The 16,310-nt window shown below is 69.8% G+C and carries 20 protein-coding genes; 18 read left to right on the top strand and 2 right to left on the bottom strand.

From position 1 onward, the window contains the following. Positions 1 to 56 precede the first annotated feature (56 nt). From ACH4VO_RS31065 to ACH4VO_RS30985, 17 genes are all read left to right on the top strand, one after another. Positions 57 to 1,319: a phage major capsid protein gene (locus tag ACH4VO_RS31065; protein WP_360989622.1), complete on the top strand. Its 1,263-nt coding sequence runs from the start codon at positions 57 to 59 to the stop codon at positions 1,317 to 1,319. 24 nt (positions 1,320 to 1,343) lie between these two features. After that, positions 1,344 to 1,727, top strand: a complete 384-nt coding sequence (locus tag ACH4VO_RS31060) for a hypothetical protein (RefSeq protein WP_360989620.1) — start codon at positions 1,344 to 1,346, stop codon at positions 1,725 to 1,727. Next, positions 1,727 to 1,957 carry a hypothetical protein gene (locus tag ACH4VO_RS31055; RefSeq protein ID WP_360989617.1) on the top strand — a complete coding sequence of 77 codons (231 nt, stop codon included), beginning with the start codon at positions 1,727 to 1,729 and terminating at the stop codon, positions 1,955 to 1,957. The genes ACH4VO_RS31060 and ACH4VO_RS31055 overlap by 1 nt, the downstream gene beginning before the upstream one ends. 11 nt (positions 1,958 to 1,968) lie before the next feature. After that, positions 1,969 to 2,517, top strand: a complete 549-nt coding sequence (locus ACH4VO_RS31050; protein ID WP_360989615.1) for a head-tail connector protein — start codon at positions 1,969 to 1,971, stop codon at positions 2,515 to 2,517. Next, complete coding sequence (locus ACH4VO_RS31045; RefSeq protein WP_360989612.1) at positions 2,517 to 2,987, top strand: hypothetical protein; 471 nt, start codon at positions 2,517 to 2,519, stop codon at positions 2,985 to 2,987. Before ACH4VO_RS31050 ends, ACH4VO_RS31045 begins: the two co-directional genes overlap by 1 nt. Positions 2,988 to 3,012: 25 nt before the next feature. After that, positions 3,013 to 3,237, top strand: a complete 225-nt coding sequence (locus ACH4VO_RS31040; protein WP_360989609.1) for a hypothetical protein — start codon at positions 3,013 to 3,015, stop codon at positions 3,235 to 3,237. 3 nt (positions 3,238 to 3,240) lie between these two features. Further along, the gene (locus ACH4VO_RS31035) at positions 3,241 to 4,227 is read left to right on the top strand and encodes a phage tail tube protein (protein WP_360989606.1); all 987 of its coding nucleotides are present in this window, start codon (positions 3,241 to 3,243) and stop codon (positions 4,225 to 4,227) included. A 12-nt stretch (positions 4,228 to 4,239) separates the two neighbouring features. Beyond that, entirely contained in the window at positions 4,240 to 4,752 is a 513-nt protein-coding gene (locus tag ACH4VO_RS31030; RefSeq protein WP_360989603.1) for a hypothetical protein, read from the top strand. A 9-nt stretch (positions 4,753 to 4,761) separates the two neighbouring features. Continuing rightward, positions 4,762 to 5,298 carry a hypothetical protein gene (locus tag ACH4VO_RS31025; RefSeq protein ID WP_360989600.1) on the top strand — a complete coding sequence of 179 codons (537 nt, stop codon included), beginning with the start codon at positions 4,762 to 4,764 and terminating at the stop codon, positions 5,296 to 5,298. Positions 5,299 to 5,404: 106 nt separating this feature from the next. Continuing rightward, positions 5,405 to 9,121 (top strand): hypothetical protein, encoded by a 3,717-nt coding sequence (locus ACH4VO_RS31020; RefSeq protein ID WP_360989597.1) that lies wholly within the window; start codon positions 5,405 to 5,407, stop codon positions 9,119 to 9,121. Positions 9,122 to 9,125: 4 nt separating this feature from the next. Continuing rightward, positions 9,126 to 11,564, top strand: a complete 2,439-nt coding sequence (locus ACH4VO_RS31015; protein ID WP_360989596.1) for a hypothetical protein — start codon at positions 9,126 to 9,128, stop codon at positions 11,562 to 11,564. 11 nt (positions 11,565 to 11,575) lie between these two features. Then, positions 11,576 to 12,037: a hypothetical protein gene (locus ACH4VO_RS31010; protein ID WP_360989593.1), complete on the top strand. Its 462-nt coding sequence runs from the start codon at positions 11,576 to 11,578 to the stop codon at positions 12,035 to 12,037. Then, positions 12,034 to 12,525: a hypothetical protein gene (locus ACH4VO_RS31005; protein ID WP_360989591.1), complete on the top strand. Its 492-nt coding sequence runs from the start codon at positions 12,034 to 12,036 to the stop codon at positions 12,523 to 12,525. Before ACH4VO_RS31010 ends, ACH4VO_RS31005 begins: the two co-directional genes overlap by 4 nt. Before the next feature lie 63 nt (positions 12,526 to 12,588). Further along, on the top strand, positions 12,589 to 13,494 hold the full coding sequence (locus ACH4VO_RS31000; RefSeq protein WP_360989588.1) for an N-acetylmuramoyl-L-alanine amidase: 906 nt from the start codon (positions 12,589 to 12,591) through the stop codon (positions 13,492 to 13,494). A gap of 1 nt (position 13,495) precedes the next feature. Beyond that, positions 13,496 to 13,759: a hypothetical protein gene (locus ACH4VO_RS30995; RefSeq protein ID WP_360989585.1), complete on the top strand. Its 264-nt coding sequence runs from the start codon at positions 13,496 to 13,498 to the stop codon at positions 13,757 to 13,759. Then, positions 13,759 to 14,190 carry a hypothetical protein gene (locus ACH4VO_RS30990; protein ID WP_360989583.1) on the top strand — a complete coding sequence of 144 codons (432 nt, stop codon included), beginning with the start codon at positions 13,759 to 13,761 and terminating at the stop codon, positions 14,188 to 14,190. Before ACH4VO_RS30995 ends, ACH4VO_RS30990 begins: the two co-directional genes overlap by 1 nt. 1 nt (position 14,191) lies before the next feature. After that, a complete protein-coding gene (locus ACH4VO_RS30985) occupies positions 14,192 to 14,557 on the top strand; it encodes a hypothetical protein (protein WP_360989580.1) in 366 nt (121 codons plus the stop codon). Between the two features lie 112 nt (positions 14,558 to 14,669). On the opposite strand, the gene ACH4VO_RS30980 is transcribed toward ACH4VO_RS30985, so the two are convergent. Beyond that, complete coding sequence (locus ACH4VO_RS30980) at positions 14,670 to 14,912, bottom strand: winged helix-turn-helix domain-containing protein (RefSeq protein WP_360989577.1); 243 nt, start codon at positions 14,910 to 14,912, stop codon at positions 14,670 to 14,672. Positions 14,913 to 15,078: 166 nt separating this feature from the next. Between ACH4VO_RS30980 and ACH4VO_RS30975 the strand changes: the two genes are divergently transcribed. Then, a complete protein-coding gene (locus ACH4VO_RS30975; RefSeq protein WP_360989574.1) occupies positions 15,079 to 15,270 on the top strand; it encodes a hypothetical protein in 192 nt (63 codons plus the stop codon). Positions 15,271 to 15,504: 234 nt separating this feature from the next. On the opposite strand, the gene ACH4VO_RS30970 is transcribed toward ACH4VO_RS30975, so the two are convergent. Next, on the bottom strand, positions 15,505 to 15,744 hold the full coding sequence (locus ACH4VO_RS30970) for a helix-turn-helix transcriptional regulator (protein ID WP_360989571.1): 240 nt from the start codon (positions 15,742 to 15,744) through the stop codon (positions 15,505 to 15,507). Positions 15,745 to 16,310 lie beyond the last annotated feature (566 nt).

Below are 16,310 nucleotides of genomic sequence, written 5' to 3'. Positions count from 1 at the left end.
ATCCCTTTCCAGCCCCTCACCGCACGGTTGTGGGGCTCTTCGTGCTGGGAGGCACAATGCCCAACCTTCAGACCCTGCTCGACAAGCGCGCGCAGGCATGGGACAAGGCGCAGGAGTTCCAGTCCCGCGGCGACGACAAGCCGCTGTCCGCCGAGGACCGGTCGGCGTGGGACGCGGCCCTCGCCGACGTCGAGCAGCTGTCCAAGGACATCGAGACCGAGGAGCGGCACGCCCGCCTCTCGTCCGTCGACTACTCCCAGGTCATCGACGCCAGGGCCGACACCGAGGAAGCCGAGGAGGCGCGCGCCCGCCACGGCGGGGAGGCCGGCGTCGAGGCGTACACCGCGGCGTACCGCTCGTGGATGCGCGACGGCACCAGCGAGCTCACCTCCGAGGAGCGCACGGTCCTGCGGACCGGGTGGGTCGACGGCAAGGAGCTGCGCGCCCAGGGTGTCGCGACCGGTGCGGCCGGCGGGTACCTGGTGCCCCCGGAGTTCCGGGCGAAGATGGTCGAGGCCATGAAGTTCTACGGCGCGATGCGCGACGTGTCGGAGGTCATCACCACGTCGACCGGTGCGACGCTGCCGTGGCCGACGAACGACGACACGGCCAACGTCGGTGCGATCCTCGCTGAGAACACGCAGGTCACCGAGCAGGACGTGACGATCGGCCAGGCCGACATCGGTGCGTTCATGTACACCTCGAAGCTGGTGCGCGTCAGCCTTCAGCTGCTCCAGGACGGCGCGTTCGACATCGAGACCTGGCTGCCGCGGAAGCTCGGCGAGCGCATCGGCCGTATCCAGAACACCCACTTCACCACCGGCACCGGCACGGCCCAGCCGGAGGGTGTCCAGACCAACGCGGCCATCGGGAAGACCGGCGGCACCGGGCAGACCACGTCCGTCACGTACGACGACCTGATCGACCTGATCCACAGCATCGACCCGGCGTACCGGTCCTCCGGCCGGCAGCGGTTCATGCTGAACGACGCCACGCTGGCGTCGGTCCGGAAGCTGAAGGACGGGCAGAACCGTCCGCTGTGGGAGCCGTCGATTCAGGTCGGCGTCCCGGACGGGATCCTCGGCCACGGCTACGTCGTGAACCAGGACATGCCCGTCATGGCCGCGAACGCCAAGAGCATCCTCTTCGGGGACTTCTTCGCGGGCTACCTGATCCGTGACGTCAAGGACGTGCAGATGCTGCGTCTCGCCGAGCGGTACGCCGACTACCTCCAGGTCGGGTTCCTCGGGTTCGCCCGGGCGGACGGCACGCCGCAGGACACCGCCGCGTACAAGGCGTACCGCAACTCCGCCACCTGATCCGACTGAGAGAGGACGCAGACCATGGCGACCACGCCGAAGAAGGAGGGCACCGAATCGTCGGTGCTCCAGGACAAGCCGACCGCTTCCGCGGCCAAGGCGGGTGACCATGACCGGATCGTCATGGCGTCGCGCAAGGCCGACGGCAGCATGGACCAGACCGCACCGGAGTTCATCGGCGACAAGGACGTGGCCATTGCCGCGGCCAAGGAGCAGCTCGGCCAGCAGGCGGTCAGCGCGGTGGACGTCGCGGCGCGCGGGGTGTCCAGCACCCCGGAGGCAGCTGCGGCGGCCGAGCCGGACCCGGACGTCAAGGCGCTGAAGGACGCCCAGGACAAGGCCGTGGAGACAGCCGAGTCCCGGGCGGAGCGCGAGGTTCGCGACCTGCACCAGGGGCTGGGTGACTGATGGCCCGCATCCGACTGCTGACGAGCGTGTCGGGCCGTGGGTTCGCGTGGGCGCCGGGTGAGGTCGTTGACCTGCCCGGCGCCGAGGCGGCGGCGTGGGCCGACGGTGTCCGTGCCGTCATGGTCCGCGACGAGCAGCCCGAGACCCCGGAGACCACTGCGGCCGGGCCCGAGCGCACGGCCCGGAAGCAGACCGGGCGCCGGCCGCGCACCGAGACCCGCACGAAGTAAGGGGGCCAGTCGTGGCGTTGCTGACCCTGGCCGAGGCGAAAGCCCAGCTGAACATTCGCACCACCGCGTCGGACGTTGAGCTGCAGATGTACATCGACGCCCTGACCTCGGTAATCGAGGGCTACGTGGGGGTGGTCGAGCAGCGGGAGGTCACCGAGACCGTGACGGGGCAGGGGCCGGCCGTTGTGCTCTTGCAGACGCCGGTCCTGGCTGTGACGTCCTTTTCCCCGGTGGAGCCGGGCGGTATGGCCGTTGACGTGGCCAGGCTGCACGTGGACGGCCCGTCAGGCGTGGTCGCCTACGCGGACCGCTCCCGGTTCTCCGGGGGCCCGTGGACGGCCACCTACAGGGCGGGTCGGGCGGTGGTCCCGCCCACCGTCCGACTGGCCGCGCTGCTCCTGCTTCAGCATCTGTGGCGCACGAAGAACGGGCCCGCCCGCGGGGCGACCGGCGCCGACGACTACGCGGTGACCGAGCCGGTCCCTGGGTTCGGGTACGCGGTGCCGAATCGGGTCCTCGAACTGCTGGAGCCGTTCAAGCTCCCGCCGGGGATCGGCTGATGGCCACGTCTGCGGCGCATGCCGCGATCACCGCCCTCGTCGTTCGGTTCGAGACCGCCCCGGCGCTGGCCGAAGTCCGGGTGATCGACGGGCCGCCGCCGAGCACGAACTTCTCCGAGCCCGACCGGCTGTACGTCGGGTGGGCCCCGGGGGCTGAGCAGGCGGCCGAGCTGCAGCAGCGGTTCGCCGGTGCTGGCGCCCGCCGCCGTGACGAGGACGGGGCGATCTCCTGCTACCTGGAGGCCCGCTCCGGGGACGAGGACATGGCCCTGTGCCGGGCCCGCGTCTTCGAGCTCCTCGCCGTTGTCGAGGCCGAGCTCCGGGCTACGAACACCGCGCCGGACGCCCCAGCGCTCGGCGGGGTCGTTCTCTGGTCGGAGCTGACCACCGGCGCCCTGATCCAGGACAACGGCCCGGACGGTGCTCTGGCCGGCCTCGCCTTCACCGTGGCGTACCGCGCCCGCATCTGAACACCACCACCTGAGGAGATACGCCATGGCGCGAGTGCGCTACATCGGCGCCGAGCCGGTCACCGTGCCGGAGCTCGGTGACCGCCGGATCGAGCCGGACGAGCTGGTCGAGGTACCCGACGCCCGGTTCGACGGGTACGTGTGCCAGGCCGGCACGTGGGAGGCGGTCGAGGAGCCGAAGAACGAGGCTCCCGCCGCGACGAAGCTGACCGCCGCGGTGAAGCCGCCGGCCACGAAGACGGAGGGCTGACCCATGGCGATCGGTTCCGGGCTCGGCGCCCAGATCGGTATCGCGGCGGAGGCGTCCTACGGGACGTTCCTCGCGCCGACGAAGTTCATCGAGTTCACGAAGGAATCCCTTCAGCTCAAGAAGACCACGGCGCAGAGCGCGGGCATCGCGGCTGGTCGGCTCGTCCCGCTGTCGTCGCGCCGTGTGGTGACGCAGCGGCAGGCGTCCGGGTCTCTGGAGATGGAGGTCACCACCAAGGGCATGGGCGTGCTCCTGCAGACGCTCATGGGTACCAGCGTGACCCCGGCTCAGCAGGCGGCGACGTCGGCGTATCTGCAGACGCATGTCCTCGCGGATGTCGCCGGGAAATCGCTGGTGATCCAGAAGGGTGTGCCGCTCACCACTGGAGTCGTCTCCGACAAGACGTTCGTAGGCTGCAAGGTGATCAGCGCGGAGTTCTCGTGCGAGGTCGGCGGCATGCTGACCGCTAGCTTCGAGATCGACGCGAAGGACTGCGACGAGACGCAGACCCTGGCCGTCGCCACGTACCCCGCCATGTCGCCTTTCCACTTCGGGCAGATGTCAGTGAAGACCGGCGCCTACGGCACGGAGACCGCGCTCGACGGGATCCGCAAGGTGTCCCTGAAGATCGAGCGCCCGCAGGCGACGGAGCGGTTCTACGCGGGACAGTCCGGGCTGAAGAAGGAGCCCATCAGCAACGACCAGGTGAAGATCACCGGGTCGCTGGAAGGCGACTACGTCTCCACGATCCTCGACGACCTGCACACCTCGGACGCCGCGACGTCCCTCGTCTGGGACTTCACCGGCCCGCTCATTGCCGCAGCGAACCCGGAGCGCATCACCTTCAAGGTCCCGGCCATCCGTCTCGACGACGCTCCCCCGGTCGTCGAAGGGTTCGACGTCATCAAGCCCACGTTCAACTTCACCGGCCTGTACGACGGGACGAACCCCACGACCATCGAGTACATGTCCACGGACATCGCGCTCTGAGCGGAGGCCGGCATGCCAGCCTCCTTCCAGATCCTCGGAACCGGCCACCTCCTGGAGCTCCAGCGGAAGCTCCGGGCGGCCGGTCACGAGAACATCCGCAGCAGCATGCAGCGCAGGATTCGGCGTGCGGCCGAGCCGCTGCGTGATGACCTGCAGTCCACGATCCGCGGCCTGTCGATCCAGTCGGCCGGCCGCGGGTCCGGGAAGCGTGGCGGCCCGTCGCCGACGACACGGCCGCTCCGGGTGTCGATCGCGCAGGCGATTCGGATCAGCGTCCGTACCTCCGGCAGCCCGGGCGCCCGGGTCTGGGTCGACAAAGCCCTCCTGCCGCCGGACATTCCGATGGGTGTCCTGAACCGCCTGAACGAGGGACGTCTCAGGCACCCGGTGTTCGGCAACAGGCGCCGCTGGGCTCAGCAGACAGCGCCCCCTCTGTGGTGGGACAAGACCGTCCGCCGCCACACCCCCCGTATGACCGCCGAGGTGGCCCGCGTCGTCGATGACGTGCGCCGCCGTATCGAGTAGGAGCACCCGTTGATCATCGTCTACACCCCCGCCGGTGGGGAGCCGGAACAATACGACGCCCGGACGCTGCTGGCGTCGGAGGCGTCGATCGTGGCGCGGACCGTGGATATGAAGTGGCCGGCCGTGAAGGAAGGCCTGCCGGACGAGGACCTCGACGCAATGCGCGCCGTCGTCTGGATCCTGAAGAAGCGGTCCGCGCCCACGCTGCGGTTCGGTGAGTTCGACCCGGGCGTGGACGAGCTGGCCACCCGGTTCGACAAGGACGAGGTCGAGAACTGGGTGAACGGTGCGTTCAACCTGATGGGCACCGACCCGGAGGTGACGGCTGAGGCGATCGCTCACGCACTGCGCGAGGTGCCTGACGCCGCCGCCGATCCGGAGCACGCGCGGGCGTACATCGAGCAGCGGCAGGCCGAGGCTTCCGAGGGAAAAGCCCCCGAGCCGGAGGCCGAGCCGACGGGGTCCGCACCCGCGCGGACGAAATCTGCGAAGAAGACATCCACGTCCTCCGGGCCCAGTACCTCGGACTCTTCGCCCACCTCCTGAACATGCCGCCGGACGTCGTCGACCGGCAGCTCGTCGACGACTTCTACTCCCTGACCTGCTGGCTGGACGCGCATCAGCAGGCCCAGCAATCCGGAGGTGAGTGACCGTGGCGACTCGCCTCACGTTCCTGCTCGACGGCCGCGACCAGCTGTCGCGCGTCCTCGATCGCGCGGGCGACGCGGCTACCAGGCTGCAGCGCCGCCTCGCTGCCGCGTCGATCAACGGGGACGCGGCCATGCGCCGTCTCGGCTCCAGCACGACGCGGCACATGGCGGGTCTCCAGCGGGACGCGGACATCGGGGCGAAGGCTGCCGCGGCTCTGCGCGGTGCGCTGATCAGTCTCGCTCCGGCGGCCGGTCCGGCCGCTGCGTCGCTTGCCCCGCTTGCTGCGGGCGCCGGTGCGGCTGCTGTGGCCGCAGCCGCCTACGGGGCTGCTCTGGGCCCGCAGATCGCCGCGATGTCGGAGGCAGTGGAGGCGGAGAAGGCGTACACCGACGAGGTCAAGAAGAGCGGCAAGACGTCTGAGGCCGCGGTCACTGCGCAGGCGGAGTACGCGCGGGTGATGGCCGACCTGCCGCCGGCCACACGCCGGGCGGCGGCTGGCCTGTCTGTGCTGAAGGACGAGTACAAGCGGTGGTCGGACTCGTTGGCCGAGGACACGATGGGCCCGGTCATCAAGGGCATGGCGCTGTTCTCGGCGGCGCTCCCGAAGACAACCGGGCTGGTCAAGGGGGCGTCGGCGCAGCTGGACCGGATGGTGACGATCCTCGCCGGGGGCATGGCATCCCCGGGCCTGGACGGGCTCAACCGCCGCTTCACTGACTTCGCGACGGGCACCCTGCAGCGGGTCAACGACGGGCTGGTCCGTCTGATGCGGACCACGGACTCGGGCAAGGTCGGCGGCGGCCTGTCGGAGTTCATGGACTTCGCTCGCGCGCAGGGCCCTGTGGTCGCGGAGACGCTCCGCAGCGTCGGCGCCGCCCTGATGAACGTCCTCGACGCCAGCGCGGACGTCGGTGTCGGCATGCTTCAGGTCGTCAACGCCCTGGCCGGCATCGTCGCAGCAGTACCCCCCGAGGCGCTCGCTACGATCCTGCAGCTGGCCGTCGCGATCAAGGCGGTGCGGCTCGCGGCAGTCGGTATGGCGGCGGCGCGCACCGCGATGGCCGCGTTCGGCACGCAGCTCCTCGCCATGCAGACGGCGGCAGCCGCGGCACCTGGTCGGCTGTCCGCAGTGACTGCGGCCATCGGTGCGCTGGGCCGCGGGGCGAAACTTGCCCTGGCTGGAACGGGTATCGGGCTGCTCCTGATCGCGATCAGTGAGCTGTCAGCGCGGGGTAAGTCGGTGCCCCCGGACGTGGACCGGCTGACGACGTCACTCGGCAAGCTCGGCGACACCGGCAAGGTCACCGGCGAAGCGGCGAAGGCGTTCGGCACGGACCTGGACGGCCTGTCGGACAGCCTGCAGGTCCTGGCTCGCCCCTCCACCACCCAGTCCATCGAGAAGGCGTTCTCGGACTTCTTCGGGTACGGGGAGGGCGGCCCAGATGCGAGGGCCGCCAAGGAGGACATCGAGGCCGTCGACAAGGCGCTGTCGAACTTGGTCAGCGGCGGCAAGTCCGACCTGGCCGCGGCAGCCCTGAAGAACCTCACCAAGGGCATGGAGCCGGACAAGGTCAAGGAGCTTAAGGCTGGTCTGGACGACTACAAGGCCGCGCTGGCCGACCAGAAGTTTGAGGCCGAGCTCGCCGCCCAGTCCATGGGCCTGTTCGGCGCCCAGGCACAGCAGGTGCAGGCAAAGCTCGACGCGCAGAAGGCCAGCACTGATGGGCTGCGGCAGAGCATCATTGCGCTCAATGAGGTGAACCGGGCGGCCCTTGACGGCCGGGCCGGTATGGAGGCGTCGATCGATGCCGCAGCCAAGGCGGCGACAAAGCACAAGGATGCGCTGCACCTCACCAACGGGGAGCTGAACCTCAACTCCGAGACGGCGCGGACGGCGCAAGCTGCGCTGACTGATCTGGCGAGGAAAACGGAGGGCAGCGTCACTGCGGCTCGGGACTCGGGCAAGTCGTGGGAATACGCCAAGGGCCAGTACGCCCAAGGGCGCGCGGCCCTGATTGCGTCTGCTGACGCCATGGGGCTGAACCGTGACGAGGCCAAGCGGCTCGCCGATCAGATCCTGCAGACGCCGAACAAGACGGCATACCTCAAGGGCAATATGGAGGATCTGCAGGCGAAGCTGGACGCTGCGAAGGCCCGGCTGGCCAAGGTCCCGGACTCCCGGCGGGCACAGGTCCGGGCGGATATCTCCGACCTGAAGAACAAGATCGCGAACGCTCAGCGGGCGCTTGACAACCTGCGGGACGGGTCCGTCACGATCACCACCCGGTACGTGACGGTCGGGGACAGCAGCGCGGCCAGGAAGGCCGGGTCGTATGGCGCTCAGCTGAAGTACGCGGACGGCGGTCTCGTCGGCTACCCGGGCGGCGGCATGGTGTCCGGCCCCGGTACCGGCACGTCGGACAGCATCATCGCCCGGGTCAGCAACGGCGAGTTCGTCATCAAGGCCCGGTCCGTCGCGAAGTACGGTGCCCGGTTCCTCGCCGCGATCAACGAGGGCCGGCTGGGTATGGCGGCCACGGTGGGCAACGCTGGCGGCAGCATGGCCGGCGCCGGAGCGGAAGCCGGGCGGGGACTGCAGGCAGGTCTCCGGGCGTCCGTGTCCGGGGTCGACAGCGCCGCGCGGGTCATGGCGGCCGGTGTCGAAGCAGGCGTGCGGACAGAGCTGGAGATCGCGTCTCCGTCGAAGAAGATGCGCGCCCTGATGAAGGACGTCGGGAAGGGTCTGATCCTTGGCCTGACCGGCGAGAAGTCGAAGATCTCCGCCACGGCGACGGATCTCGTCGCAGACATCTGGGCTGCTTGGAAGGGCGTCAAGACCAACAAGGACAGCCACCTTGTTGCCATGGTGAAGCGGGACACGGCCAAGCTCCAGAAGCTGGCGTCTGCCCGGGACAAGCTGGCGGCGACGTTCGCCGAGGCCGGGCAGTACGCGGTGTCGCTGAAGGGCAACGCCGCGCAGGCGGCCGGGCTCGGCAACCTGGGGATGTCGGACGAGGAGGTGACCGCAGGCGGCATCCAAGCCGGGCTCCAGCAGAAGCTGGCGAAGGTCAACCAGTTCGCCCGGTACATCGCCGACCTCGGGAAGCGGGGCCTGTCAAAGTCTCTGCTGCGGCAGGTCATCGAGATGGGCCCGGACGCCGGGTACGCCTACGCCTCGGCCCTGTCCGGGATGAGCAAAAGCGCTCTGGCCGGGGTCACGGCCTCGCAGACGAAGTTGGACACCGCGGCGAAGAACGTCGGGAACATGGGCGCTGACCTCATGTTCGACAGTGGGAAGAACGCGGGGAAGGGCTTCCTGAAGGGCATCACCTCGCAGCAGAAGGCGATCGAAGCCCAGATGCTGAAGATCGCCAAGGGCATGGACAAGGCGATCCGGAAGGCCCTCGGCATCAAGAGCCCCAGCCGGGTGATGGCACAGCTCGGCCGGTACACCACTGAGGGTCTGGCCGTCGGCATGCGAGAGCGGCTGCCGGTCCTCGACGGGGCGCTCGCCGCCGTGTCCGGCCGGGTCACCGCAGCACGCCCGGTCATCGGCCGGCCCGCGGTCGCCGGGGCCGGTACGGGCGGCGTGGTCTACAACATCGCGGTCAACGTCGAGCAGGCCATGGACCCGGTGGCTGTGGGCCGGGAACTGCAGCGTGTGCTGCTCAAGTACGGCCGGGCGCAGGGCGCCACGGTCCAGCTGAAGGTGGGGTGACGGCGTGGCGGTGCTCGTCGAGATGGGGTGGGGCGGGGTCGTACAGGCCCCGGGGGGAATCACGTGGACGGACATCACCGACCGCGTCGACCAGGGGCGGGGGGTGACCATCACCCGGGGTGCGTCGGATGAGCTGTCCGAGGCGCAGCCCGGTACGGCGAGCCTGACCCTGGACAACCAGGACGGGGCGCTCACCCCGGGCAATCCGAACTCGCCGTTCTCCCCCTACGTGCGGCGTAATGCCCCGATCCGGGTCAGCGCCCTGGTGTACCCGGCGAGGACCGGGGCGGCGCCGTGGCCGGTGTCGATGATGGGCGACGACTTCGACGGGTCAGCGATCAATCCGGCCCTGTGGCCGAACCGGTACGGAGGGTCCGCACTGGTCGGCGGGCGATTGCGAATCCCGTTGCTCCCGGGCGGGTCGTCCGGCGTGCAGTCGGCCCGATCCTGGCTGCTGCCCGGGGCGTCGGTGTGCGCCCGCCTATCGACCGCACCGGGTGCGAACGGCAGCAGCGCCGCCTTGTCGCACTTCATCCTCGACGGGGTGACCAATGGCACCCGCATCGGGTTCCAGTTCAACGTGGCGACGCAGATGCTGCGGTGCGTGAACATGGTGGGATTCAGTGACGCGACGGCCGTCGATCTGCCCTACTCGGGGATCGATCACCTGTGGCTACGGATCCGGGAGACCTCCGGGACGGTGTATTGGGAGACGAGCCCGGACGGATGGGACTGGGCCGTGCGCCGCAGTCTGGCCACACCTTCCTGGGCGGCCACGCAGCAGCTCATCATGACGCTGAGTACATCCCGGACTGGCGGCACCGGGGACTACGTGGAGTGGGACTACCTCGGCGCCCAGGTCCGGCCCCGCTTCTACGGCACCGTGAACGAGTGGCCGGTGGACTGGGAAGGGCTGGCCAGCTCGGTGACCATCAGCGCGACGGACCTCTTCAAGCGGCTCAACCGGCTGCCGCCGCTGCGGTCATCCCTCGTCGAGGAGATCGTCTTCAACAGCCCGCTGGCGTACTTCCCGCTGACCGAGCCGACGGACAGCACATCGGCCGGCGACCTGTCCGGGACCACGGCCAGCCCGCTCACGATTTCTCAGGCCGGGAGCGGCGGCACCCTCACCCTCGGCGCCACACCGGGCCCGGTGGCCGCCGCCGACCCCGTCCCGCTCCTGACCCCGGCCAGCGCCTCGGCCGGGCGCTACCTCGCCAGCGACCTCGGAGCAGCGTTCGAGCGGGCGTCCAGTGCGCGCTGGCTTCAGATGGAGTGCTGGTTTCAGACCACGACTCCGGGCCGCGTTATCGCCGCCCTGTCCAGCACCATCCAGTTTAGTCAACTCGTCTGGTCGCTGGACGCCACCGGCGCCCTGCAGGCGGAGTCAGCCAACGGTGGCGCACCGCTGACCGTGTCGGCCGTGGCCAGCGGCAACCTCGCCGACGGGGCATGGCACCACCTCGTATACGACGAGATCAGGCAGATGGTGTGGGTGGACGGGGTGCTGCGCACCAGCGCCCCCGTGACCGTCGCGGTGGAGATCCGGCAGCTTACCGTCGGCGCCTACCGGGGCGGGCGCCTGTGGTCCGGGTCGATCGGACACCTGGCCCTGTACGCCGTGCAGTACAGCGCTCCCATCGGGGCCACGCTCGCCACCCACTACGCCGCCGGGACGACCGGGTACGCCGGGGAGCCCGCGGACCTGCGGATCACACGCCTGGCCCGGTACGCCGGTGTCGGCAGCGTGACCATCCTGGGGTCCACGCACGACCCGGTGGCCAGCCAGGCCGAGGCCGGGAGCACCGTCATTGCCAGGATGCGGGAGGTCGAGGCCACTGAGTCCGGGCGCCTGTATGCCGAGCGCGATTACTTCGGGCTGGCGTACCAGTCCCGTGACCTGCGGTACAACCCGGACGCGTCAGCCGAAGTGTTCACCATCGCCTACGCGGATCTGGAGCCGGGGCTGCAGCTCGCCGACGATGACCAGAAGCTGGTCAACAGCGTCGAGGCGTCGCGGCCGGGCGGGGCCACGCAGAAGATCAGCTCGGCCGAATCGATCCAGGCATACGGGCTGTACGAGAAGGCGCTCACTCTCCTCAAGACGACGGACAACAGCGTGGTGGACGCCGCTTCGTGGATCGTGTCCCGGTACGCGGACCCGGCGCCCGAGCTCCGCGAGGTCCCCATCGAGGCGTACACCATGGCCAGCTACCTGGACATCCTCGACGCGGACATCAGCGGCTACTTCACCGTGTACGGGCTGCCAGCGCAGGCCACCGCCGCAGAACTGCGCGTCACCGTCGAGGGCTACACCGAGACGCTCAAGGAGCAGTCGCACCTGATCCAGTTCCGCACCAGCGCGTCCAGCACCGACTCCGTGTGGGTCCTGGACGATCCCGCCTACTCCAGGCTCGGGTCCACGAGTCGCCTCGCCTACTGATCGGACACCCCATGGCCGCAAACGCCCTGCCCGCCACTGAGATCGTGCGGGCCGAGACGTACTACCTCCCGCCGCCCGCCCGCCGGGGGCAGCCGGCACAGGACTGGTCACAGGTCCCCGGCGCCGAACTGGTCTACAAATGGGTCGAATACCGGCTCGGCTGGCGTGTGCCCGTCCCCACTCAATTCGTCCAAGACGACCCCGGGGTGTACGCCCGGATCGATGACGGCCGCTGGCTCGCCGAGTGTGCCTCCTGCGGTGCTGTGTGGATCGTGTCCGTGACCGACGCTCGGTTCGGGTGCGCGCAGTGCCGCCGGGACTGGGTGCCGCTCATCGTCCCCATCGACACCGCGGCGGCGGAGGCCGAAGCGCTCGCCCTCGATCACCGGTTCTGGTGGAACCCGCTCGACCCGGCCAACCCCAACACACCTGAGCCCACACCTGAGCCCGCCCCCGAGGAGCCGCTGCCGTGACGTTCGGCCCGAAATCATGGTCAGTCGGCGAGGTCGTCACCGCGGCCATGCTGAATGAACAGATCCGCGACCAGTTCAACAGCATGTTCGGCGCCTGGACGCCATACACACCGACCTGGACTGCGGCCAGCAACCCCAGCATCGGCAACGGCACCCTGACCGGCCAGTACATCAAGATCGGCCGTACCTGCCACGTCGTCCTCAAACTCACCACCGGCTCCACCACCACATACGGCAGCGGCGGCTACAGCTTCGGCGTCCCGTTCACGTCGGCGGCCGGTATCGACTACACCGGCTCAGCACGACTCGTCGCCGTACAGGCCTGGCACGGCGGCACGATCATGTCCGGCGGCAGCAGCGCCTTCAACGCCACGTTCCCGACGTCCGCGACGGACTCCCGCTCGGCATCGATGGCCGCAACAGTCCCCGACACCCTCGCCGCCGGCCACGTCCTGCGCGCGTCGATCACCTACCAGACCGCCACCTGACCCACCGCACCACTCTCCGCCCCGCGCCGACCGGCCCGGGGCTTCGTCATGTCTGGAGGCCTGATGGCCGCACCACTGTCTGCTGCCGCTGTCCTCGCGGCCCTGCGCGCCGAGGGCGTGCGGGTCGTCGAGGTCGGCGACTGGCGCACCCACAACCGCAACCACAAGGGGCCCTGGGGCCCGGTGAACGGCAGCATCGTCCACCACACCGTGACCCGCGGGACCGCGTCCACCGTGGCCCTGTGCCGTGACGGGCACAGCGCCCTGCCCGGGCCGCTGTGCCACGGCGTCATCGCGAAGGACGGGCAGGTCCACCTCGTCGGCTGGGGCCGCACCAACCACGCCGGCGGCGGCGACCCCCGAGTCCTCGAGCAGGTCACCGCCGAGTCCTACACCACCCGGCCGACCGCCCCGACGAAGGGCAACAGCAACGGCATCGACGGCAACGCGCACTTCTACGGGTGGGAGTGCGAGAACCTCGGCGACGGCCGCGACCCGTGGCCGGCCGCCCAGTACGACGCGATCGTCCGCGTCCAGGCCGCCCTATGCCGCGCCCACGGCTGGAGCGCGAAGTCCGTCATCGGCCACCTGGAGTGGTCGAGCGACAAGGTCGACCCCCGCGGCTTCGGCATGCCGGACCTCCGCGCCGACGTCGCCGAGCGCCTCGCCCACCCCGCGTCCTGGTCACCCGGCGGCAGCACCGTCCCGAGCAAGACAACCCCCCAGCCTGAGGAGGACACCGACATGACCCCTGCCCAGGAGAAGCTGCTCAAGCAGCTCGCGGCCGACGTCGCCCACATCAAGGCGGAGCAGGCCCTCGCCCCGTGGACGTACCGCAACCCGGCCCAGGACAAGGAGTCCCGCGCGGCCGGTCACCGGATCCCGGACATGCACGGCCGCATCGAGCAGATCCAGTCCACCCTCGACGGCCTGGTCGAGACTGTCGCCGACCTGAAGAAGGGGGCCTGACATGGCCGACACGCGATTCCCTGCGCCGAGCACCCAGACCGTCCTCAAGGGCGCCAAGACCTACGCTCGTGACCTCCTGGAGCGCGTCCTCGTCACGTTCCTCCAGGCGGGCATAGCGGGCGTCGTGATCACCCAGCCGCTCAACGGCAGCATGTGGTACGCCGCTGGGGCCGGTGGAGTCGGCGCCGTCCTCGCCCTGCTGAAGGGTCTGGTCGCCCGGTGGCGGGACGTCACGAACTCGGCCAGCCTCGCCAAGGGGGTCTGATGCGCGCGGCGGCCCGGCGGCTCACCAGACGGCTGGGCCGCCGCGGCGCACTCCTCACCCTCAAGGGCATCATGGCCGCAGGGTACGGCTTCGGACAGATCGTCCAGCCCACCGGCGACCACGACGGCCTGGCCCTGCTCCTGAAGCTGCAACCGCTCGACGTCTGGGGTTGGGCGTGGATCATCGCAGGCGTGATAGCACTCGCCTGCGCCTGGGTCCCCGCACGCCGGGACTGGCCCGGATTCCTCGCGGTGTGGCTGATCGCCACCCCGTGGGCCATGGCCTACCTGCTGTCCTGGTGGCCGCTCGGCGCAAGCTCCAGAGGATGGGTCGTCGCAATGATCTTCGGCGCGTTCGGGGCGGTGTGCTTGGTTGCCATCGGCTGGGACGAGCCACCCCCAGCACGATCGGAGCCACCCCGTGAGACCTGAGATGCTGACCGCGCTGAGCGCCCTTGCGGTCGCCCTTGTCACCGCAGCCGGTGGGGCGGTGACGGCCATCATCGGCCGCCGCCAGCCTCGCCGTCCGCGCGGCGCCGAACGGCGCGATGACTTCACTGCGGTCACTGACCAACTCGGTCAGCACATCGAGCGCCTGGAGCGCCGGATCGATGAGCAGGAAGCGGACTCCGAGCGGGACCGGGAGCGGATCACTGCTCAGGATGTGGCTATTCGGTACATGGTGGGCTGGCTGCGCACGATGGTGGCCTTCGCCCGCCAGTCGCAGCTGGAGCCGCCGCCGGCGCCTCAGCCGATACCCGATGAAGCGCGGCCGTACCTGCACGGGGTGGGGTTGTAGGCCCCGGCCCGGCCCCGTGGTGGGAGGCCGGCCCGGGGCGGCTCGTCTCTGAAGGTGTGCCCCCGCTCTCCCCTGTTATGGGGAGGGCGGGGGCGCTTCGTCATGTCCGGGGTTAGGCGTCGGGTTCGGGGAGTCGCGTGACGAAGGTGCCGATGCCCGGTTCCATGTACGCCAGCCCCGCGGCCCGCAGCTCCTGCAACACCCGGCGTGCCGTCACCGGGCTGACCCCGGTTTCAGCCTGGAGATCCAGCGCCGACGGCAGGCGCGTCCCCGGCGGGTACGTCCCGTTGTCGATGCGCTCCTCAAGCAGGGCGTACACCTGCCGCCACCTGGGAATATCCGGCTGCCAGTCCATGCCGCGACGCTAAGCGGAGTCAGCCAACCAGGCGAGACAGGCTGGATCAGTCGGCCTATTGCACCTATCGCACCTATCGGGGTGGGCATATGGTGGTCGGCACGAAGAACCCCCGCGACCGTTGCCACGGTCCGGGGGTGCGGACGACGCTGCGAGGAGCGACGCCATGCCGGATCTTACCGAACCCGTGTTCTTGAGTGACCCCCTGAGCCTGACCGATCCGGCGCCCGCCGTCGGCTGCACGGTGTGCGCGGCGCTCGGTCAGCAGCGCAAGGCAGCGCACCGCATCGGCGACCTGGCGGCCGTGTCCGACTGCAACGTCGAACTGCGCCGGCACCCGCACCCGGGCCGGTCGTGAGCACCGTGGCGCTGGCCGTCCCGCGCCCCTACCCGGGGTGCGGGCATTGCGCCGCCCTGGCGCGGGAGTGGATAGCGGTCACTGAGCCGGCCTCGCCCGGGTACGACCGGGCCCGGGCCAACGAGTTGGCGGCTGCTATCGGCGAACACCGCGATCATGATGAAGCGGTGGCACCGGCCCGCTGAGACTCCCTGCCCGTACCCGAGGCCGGCGGCGGCCGGGGTGCGGGCAGGGTCATGTCCGGACGAGGGTGGCGAGGGGTACACCGAGGGCGTCGGCGATGAGGATGAGGGAGTCGAGCAGGGGGCTGCTGTGGCCCTGCTCGATGCGGTTGTACGTCGCCCGGTCCATCCCGATGCGGAGAGCGACCTGCTCTTGGGTCAGGCCGGCGGCCTGGCGGGCAGTACGGATGTGTTCTCCGATGGCCCAGCGGCGGGCGATGACCCAGGCGGGCGGGGGTACGGAGCGTGGCACTCCACCACGCTCTGCGCTTCATGATCGAATGTATGTAGGGCAGAACCTACAGCTTGCGGCACATGCCCTCCGCACGTAATCCTGGGCGGTCGCTCGCGAAAGGGAGCGGCCACAAGGCGGCACCTGGCATACGCGTCTCTGCCAGATTGCGCCGCATGGCGCTAAGACTCGGTCAAGGCGCCCCGCCCCGCACCAGCAGAGGTGCGGGGCGGTTTAGGTTGGATAGCAGAAGGCCCCCACCGACATAACCGGTGGGGGCCTCGCTTCCGTGGGGTCGGCCTCCCCGCTGACGCACCACAGAATTGCGGGAGGCGCGTCTCAGGCGCGCGTGGGGGAGACACACCTGCCCCTCCCTGCCGCAGAGCTTACGTGCCTTGGGCACCGAGTCCATCCCTCAAACGAGTGATGGACGACCGCATTTCTGTGGCGATGTGGCCCCTATGTGGCCCCGATCATGGAAACGGCCCCTCGATCTCAGCGGATCGAGGGGCCGAAACAGGCTCTCACCTGCGACTATCCATGGTGGGCGCGGACGGTTTCGAACCGCCGACATCTGCTTTGTAAGA

The organism is Streptomyces sp. NPDC020780 (assembly GCF_044334475.1).
Taxonomy (GTDB): Bacteria; Actinomycetota; Actinomycetes; order Streptomycetales; family Streptomycetaceae; genus Streptomyces.
The sequence above is the reverse complement of the archived record's forward strand: the minus strand, read 5'-3'. Positions and strand labels throughout refer to the sequence as shown.

Excerpts from the sequence above, each read along its gene's own strand:
- ACH4VO_RS31010 (WP_360989593.1), top strand. The coding sequence starts at position 11,576 with ATGGCCGCAAACGCCCTGCCCGCCACTGAGATCGTGCGGGCCGAGACG.
- ACH4VO_RS31000 (WP_360989588.1), top strand. The coding sequence starts at position 12,589 with ATGGCCGCACCACTGTCTGCTGCCGCTGTCCTCGCGGCCCTGCGCGCC.
- ACH4VO_RS31045 (WP_360989612.1), top strand. The coding sequence starts at position 2,517 with ATGGCCACGTCTGCGGCGCATGCCGCGATCACCGCCCTCGTCGTTCGG.
- ACH4VO_RS30990 (WP_360989583.1), top strand. The coding sequence starts at position 13,759 with ATGCGCGCGGCGGCCCGGCGGCTCACCAGACGGCTGGGCCGCCGCGGC.
- ACH4VO_RS30975 (WP_360989574.1), top strand. The coding sequence starts at position 15,079 with ATGCCGGATCTTACCGAACCCGTGTTCTTGAGTGACCCCCTGAGCCTG.
- ACH4VO_RS30985 (WP_360989580.1), top strand. The coding sequence starts at position 14,192 with ATGCTGACCGCGCTGAGCGCCCTTGCGGTCGCCCTTGTCACCGCAGCC.
- ACH4VO_RS31055 (WP_360989617.1), top strand. The coding sequence starts at position 1,727 with ATGGCCCGCATCCGACTGCTGACGAGCGTGTCGGGCCGTGGGTTCGCG.
- ACH4VO_RS31065 (WP_360989622.1), top strand. The coding sequence starts at position 57 with ATGCCCAACCTTCAGACCCTGCTCGACAAGCGCGCGCAGGCATGGGAC.
- ACH4VO_RS31030 (WP_360989603.1), top strand. The coding sequence starts at position 4,240 with ATGCCAGCCTCCTTCCAGATCCTCGGAACCGGCCACCTCCTGGAGCTC.
- ACH4VO_RS31060 (WP_360989620.1), top strand. The coding sequence starts at position 1,344 with ATGGCGACCACGCCGAAGAAGGAGGGCACCGAATCGTCGGTGCTCCAG.
- ACH4VO_RS31040 (WP_360989609.1), top strand. The coding sequence starts at position 3,013 with ATGGCGCGAGTGCGCTACATCGGCGCCGAGCCGGTCACCGTGCCGGAG.
- ACH4VO_RS31035 (WP_360989606.1), top strand. The coding sequence starts at position 3,241 with ATGGCGATCGGTTCCGGGCTCGGCGCCCAGATCGGTATCGCGGCGGAG.
- ACH4VO_RS30980 (WP_360989577.1), bottom strand. The coding sequence starts at position 14,912 with ATGGACTGGCAGCCGGATATTCCCAGGTGGCGGCAGGTGTACGCCCTG.
- ACH4VO_RS30995 (WP_360989585.1), top strand. The coding sequence starts at position 13,496 with ATGGCCGACACGCGATTCCCTGCGCCGAGCACCCAGACCGTCCTCAAG.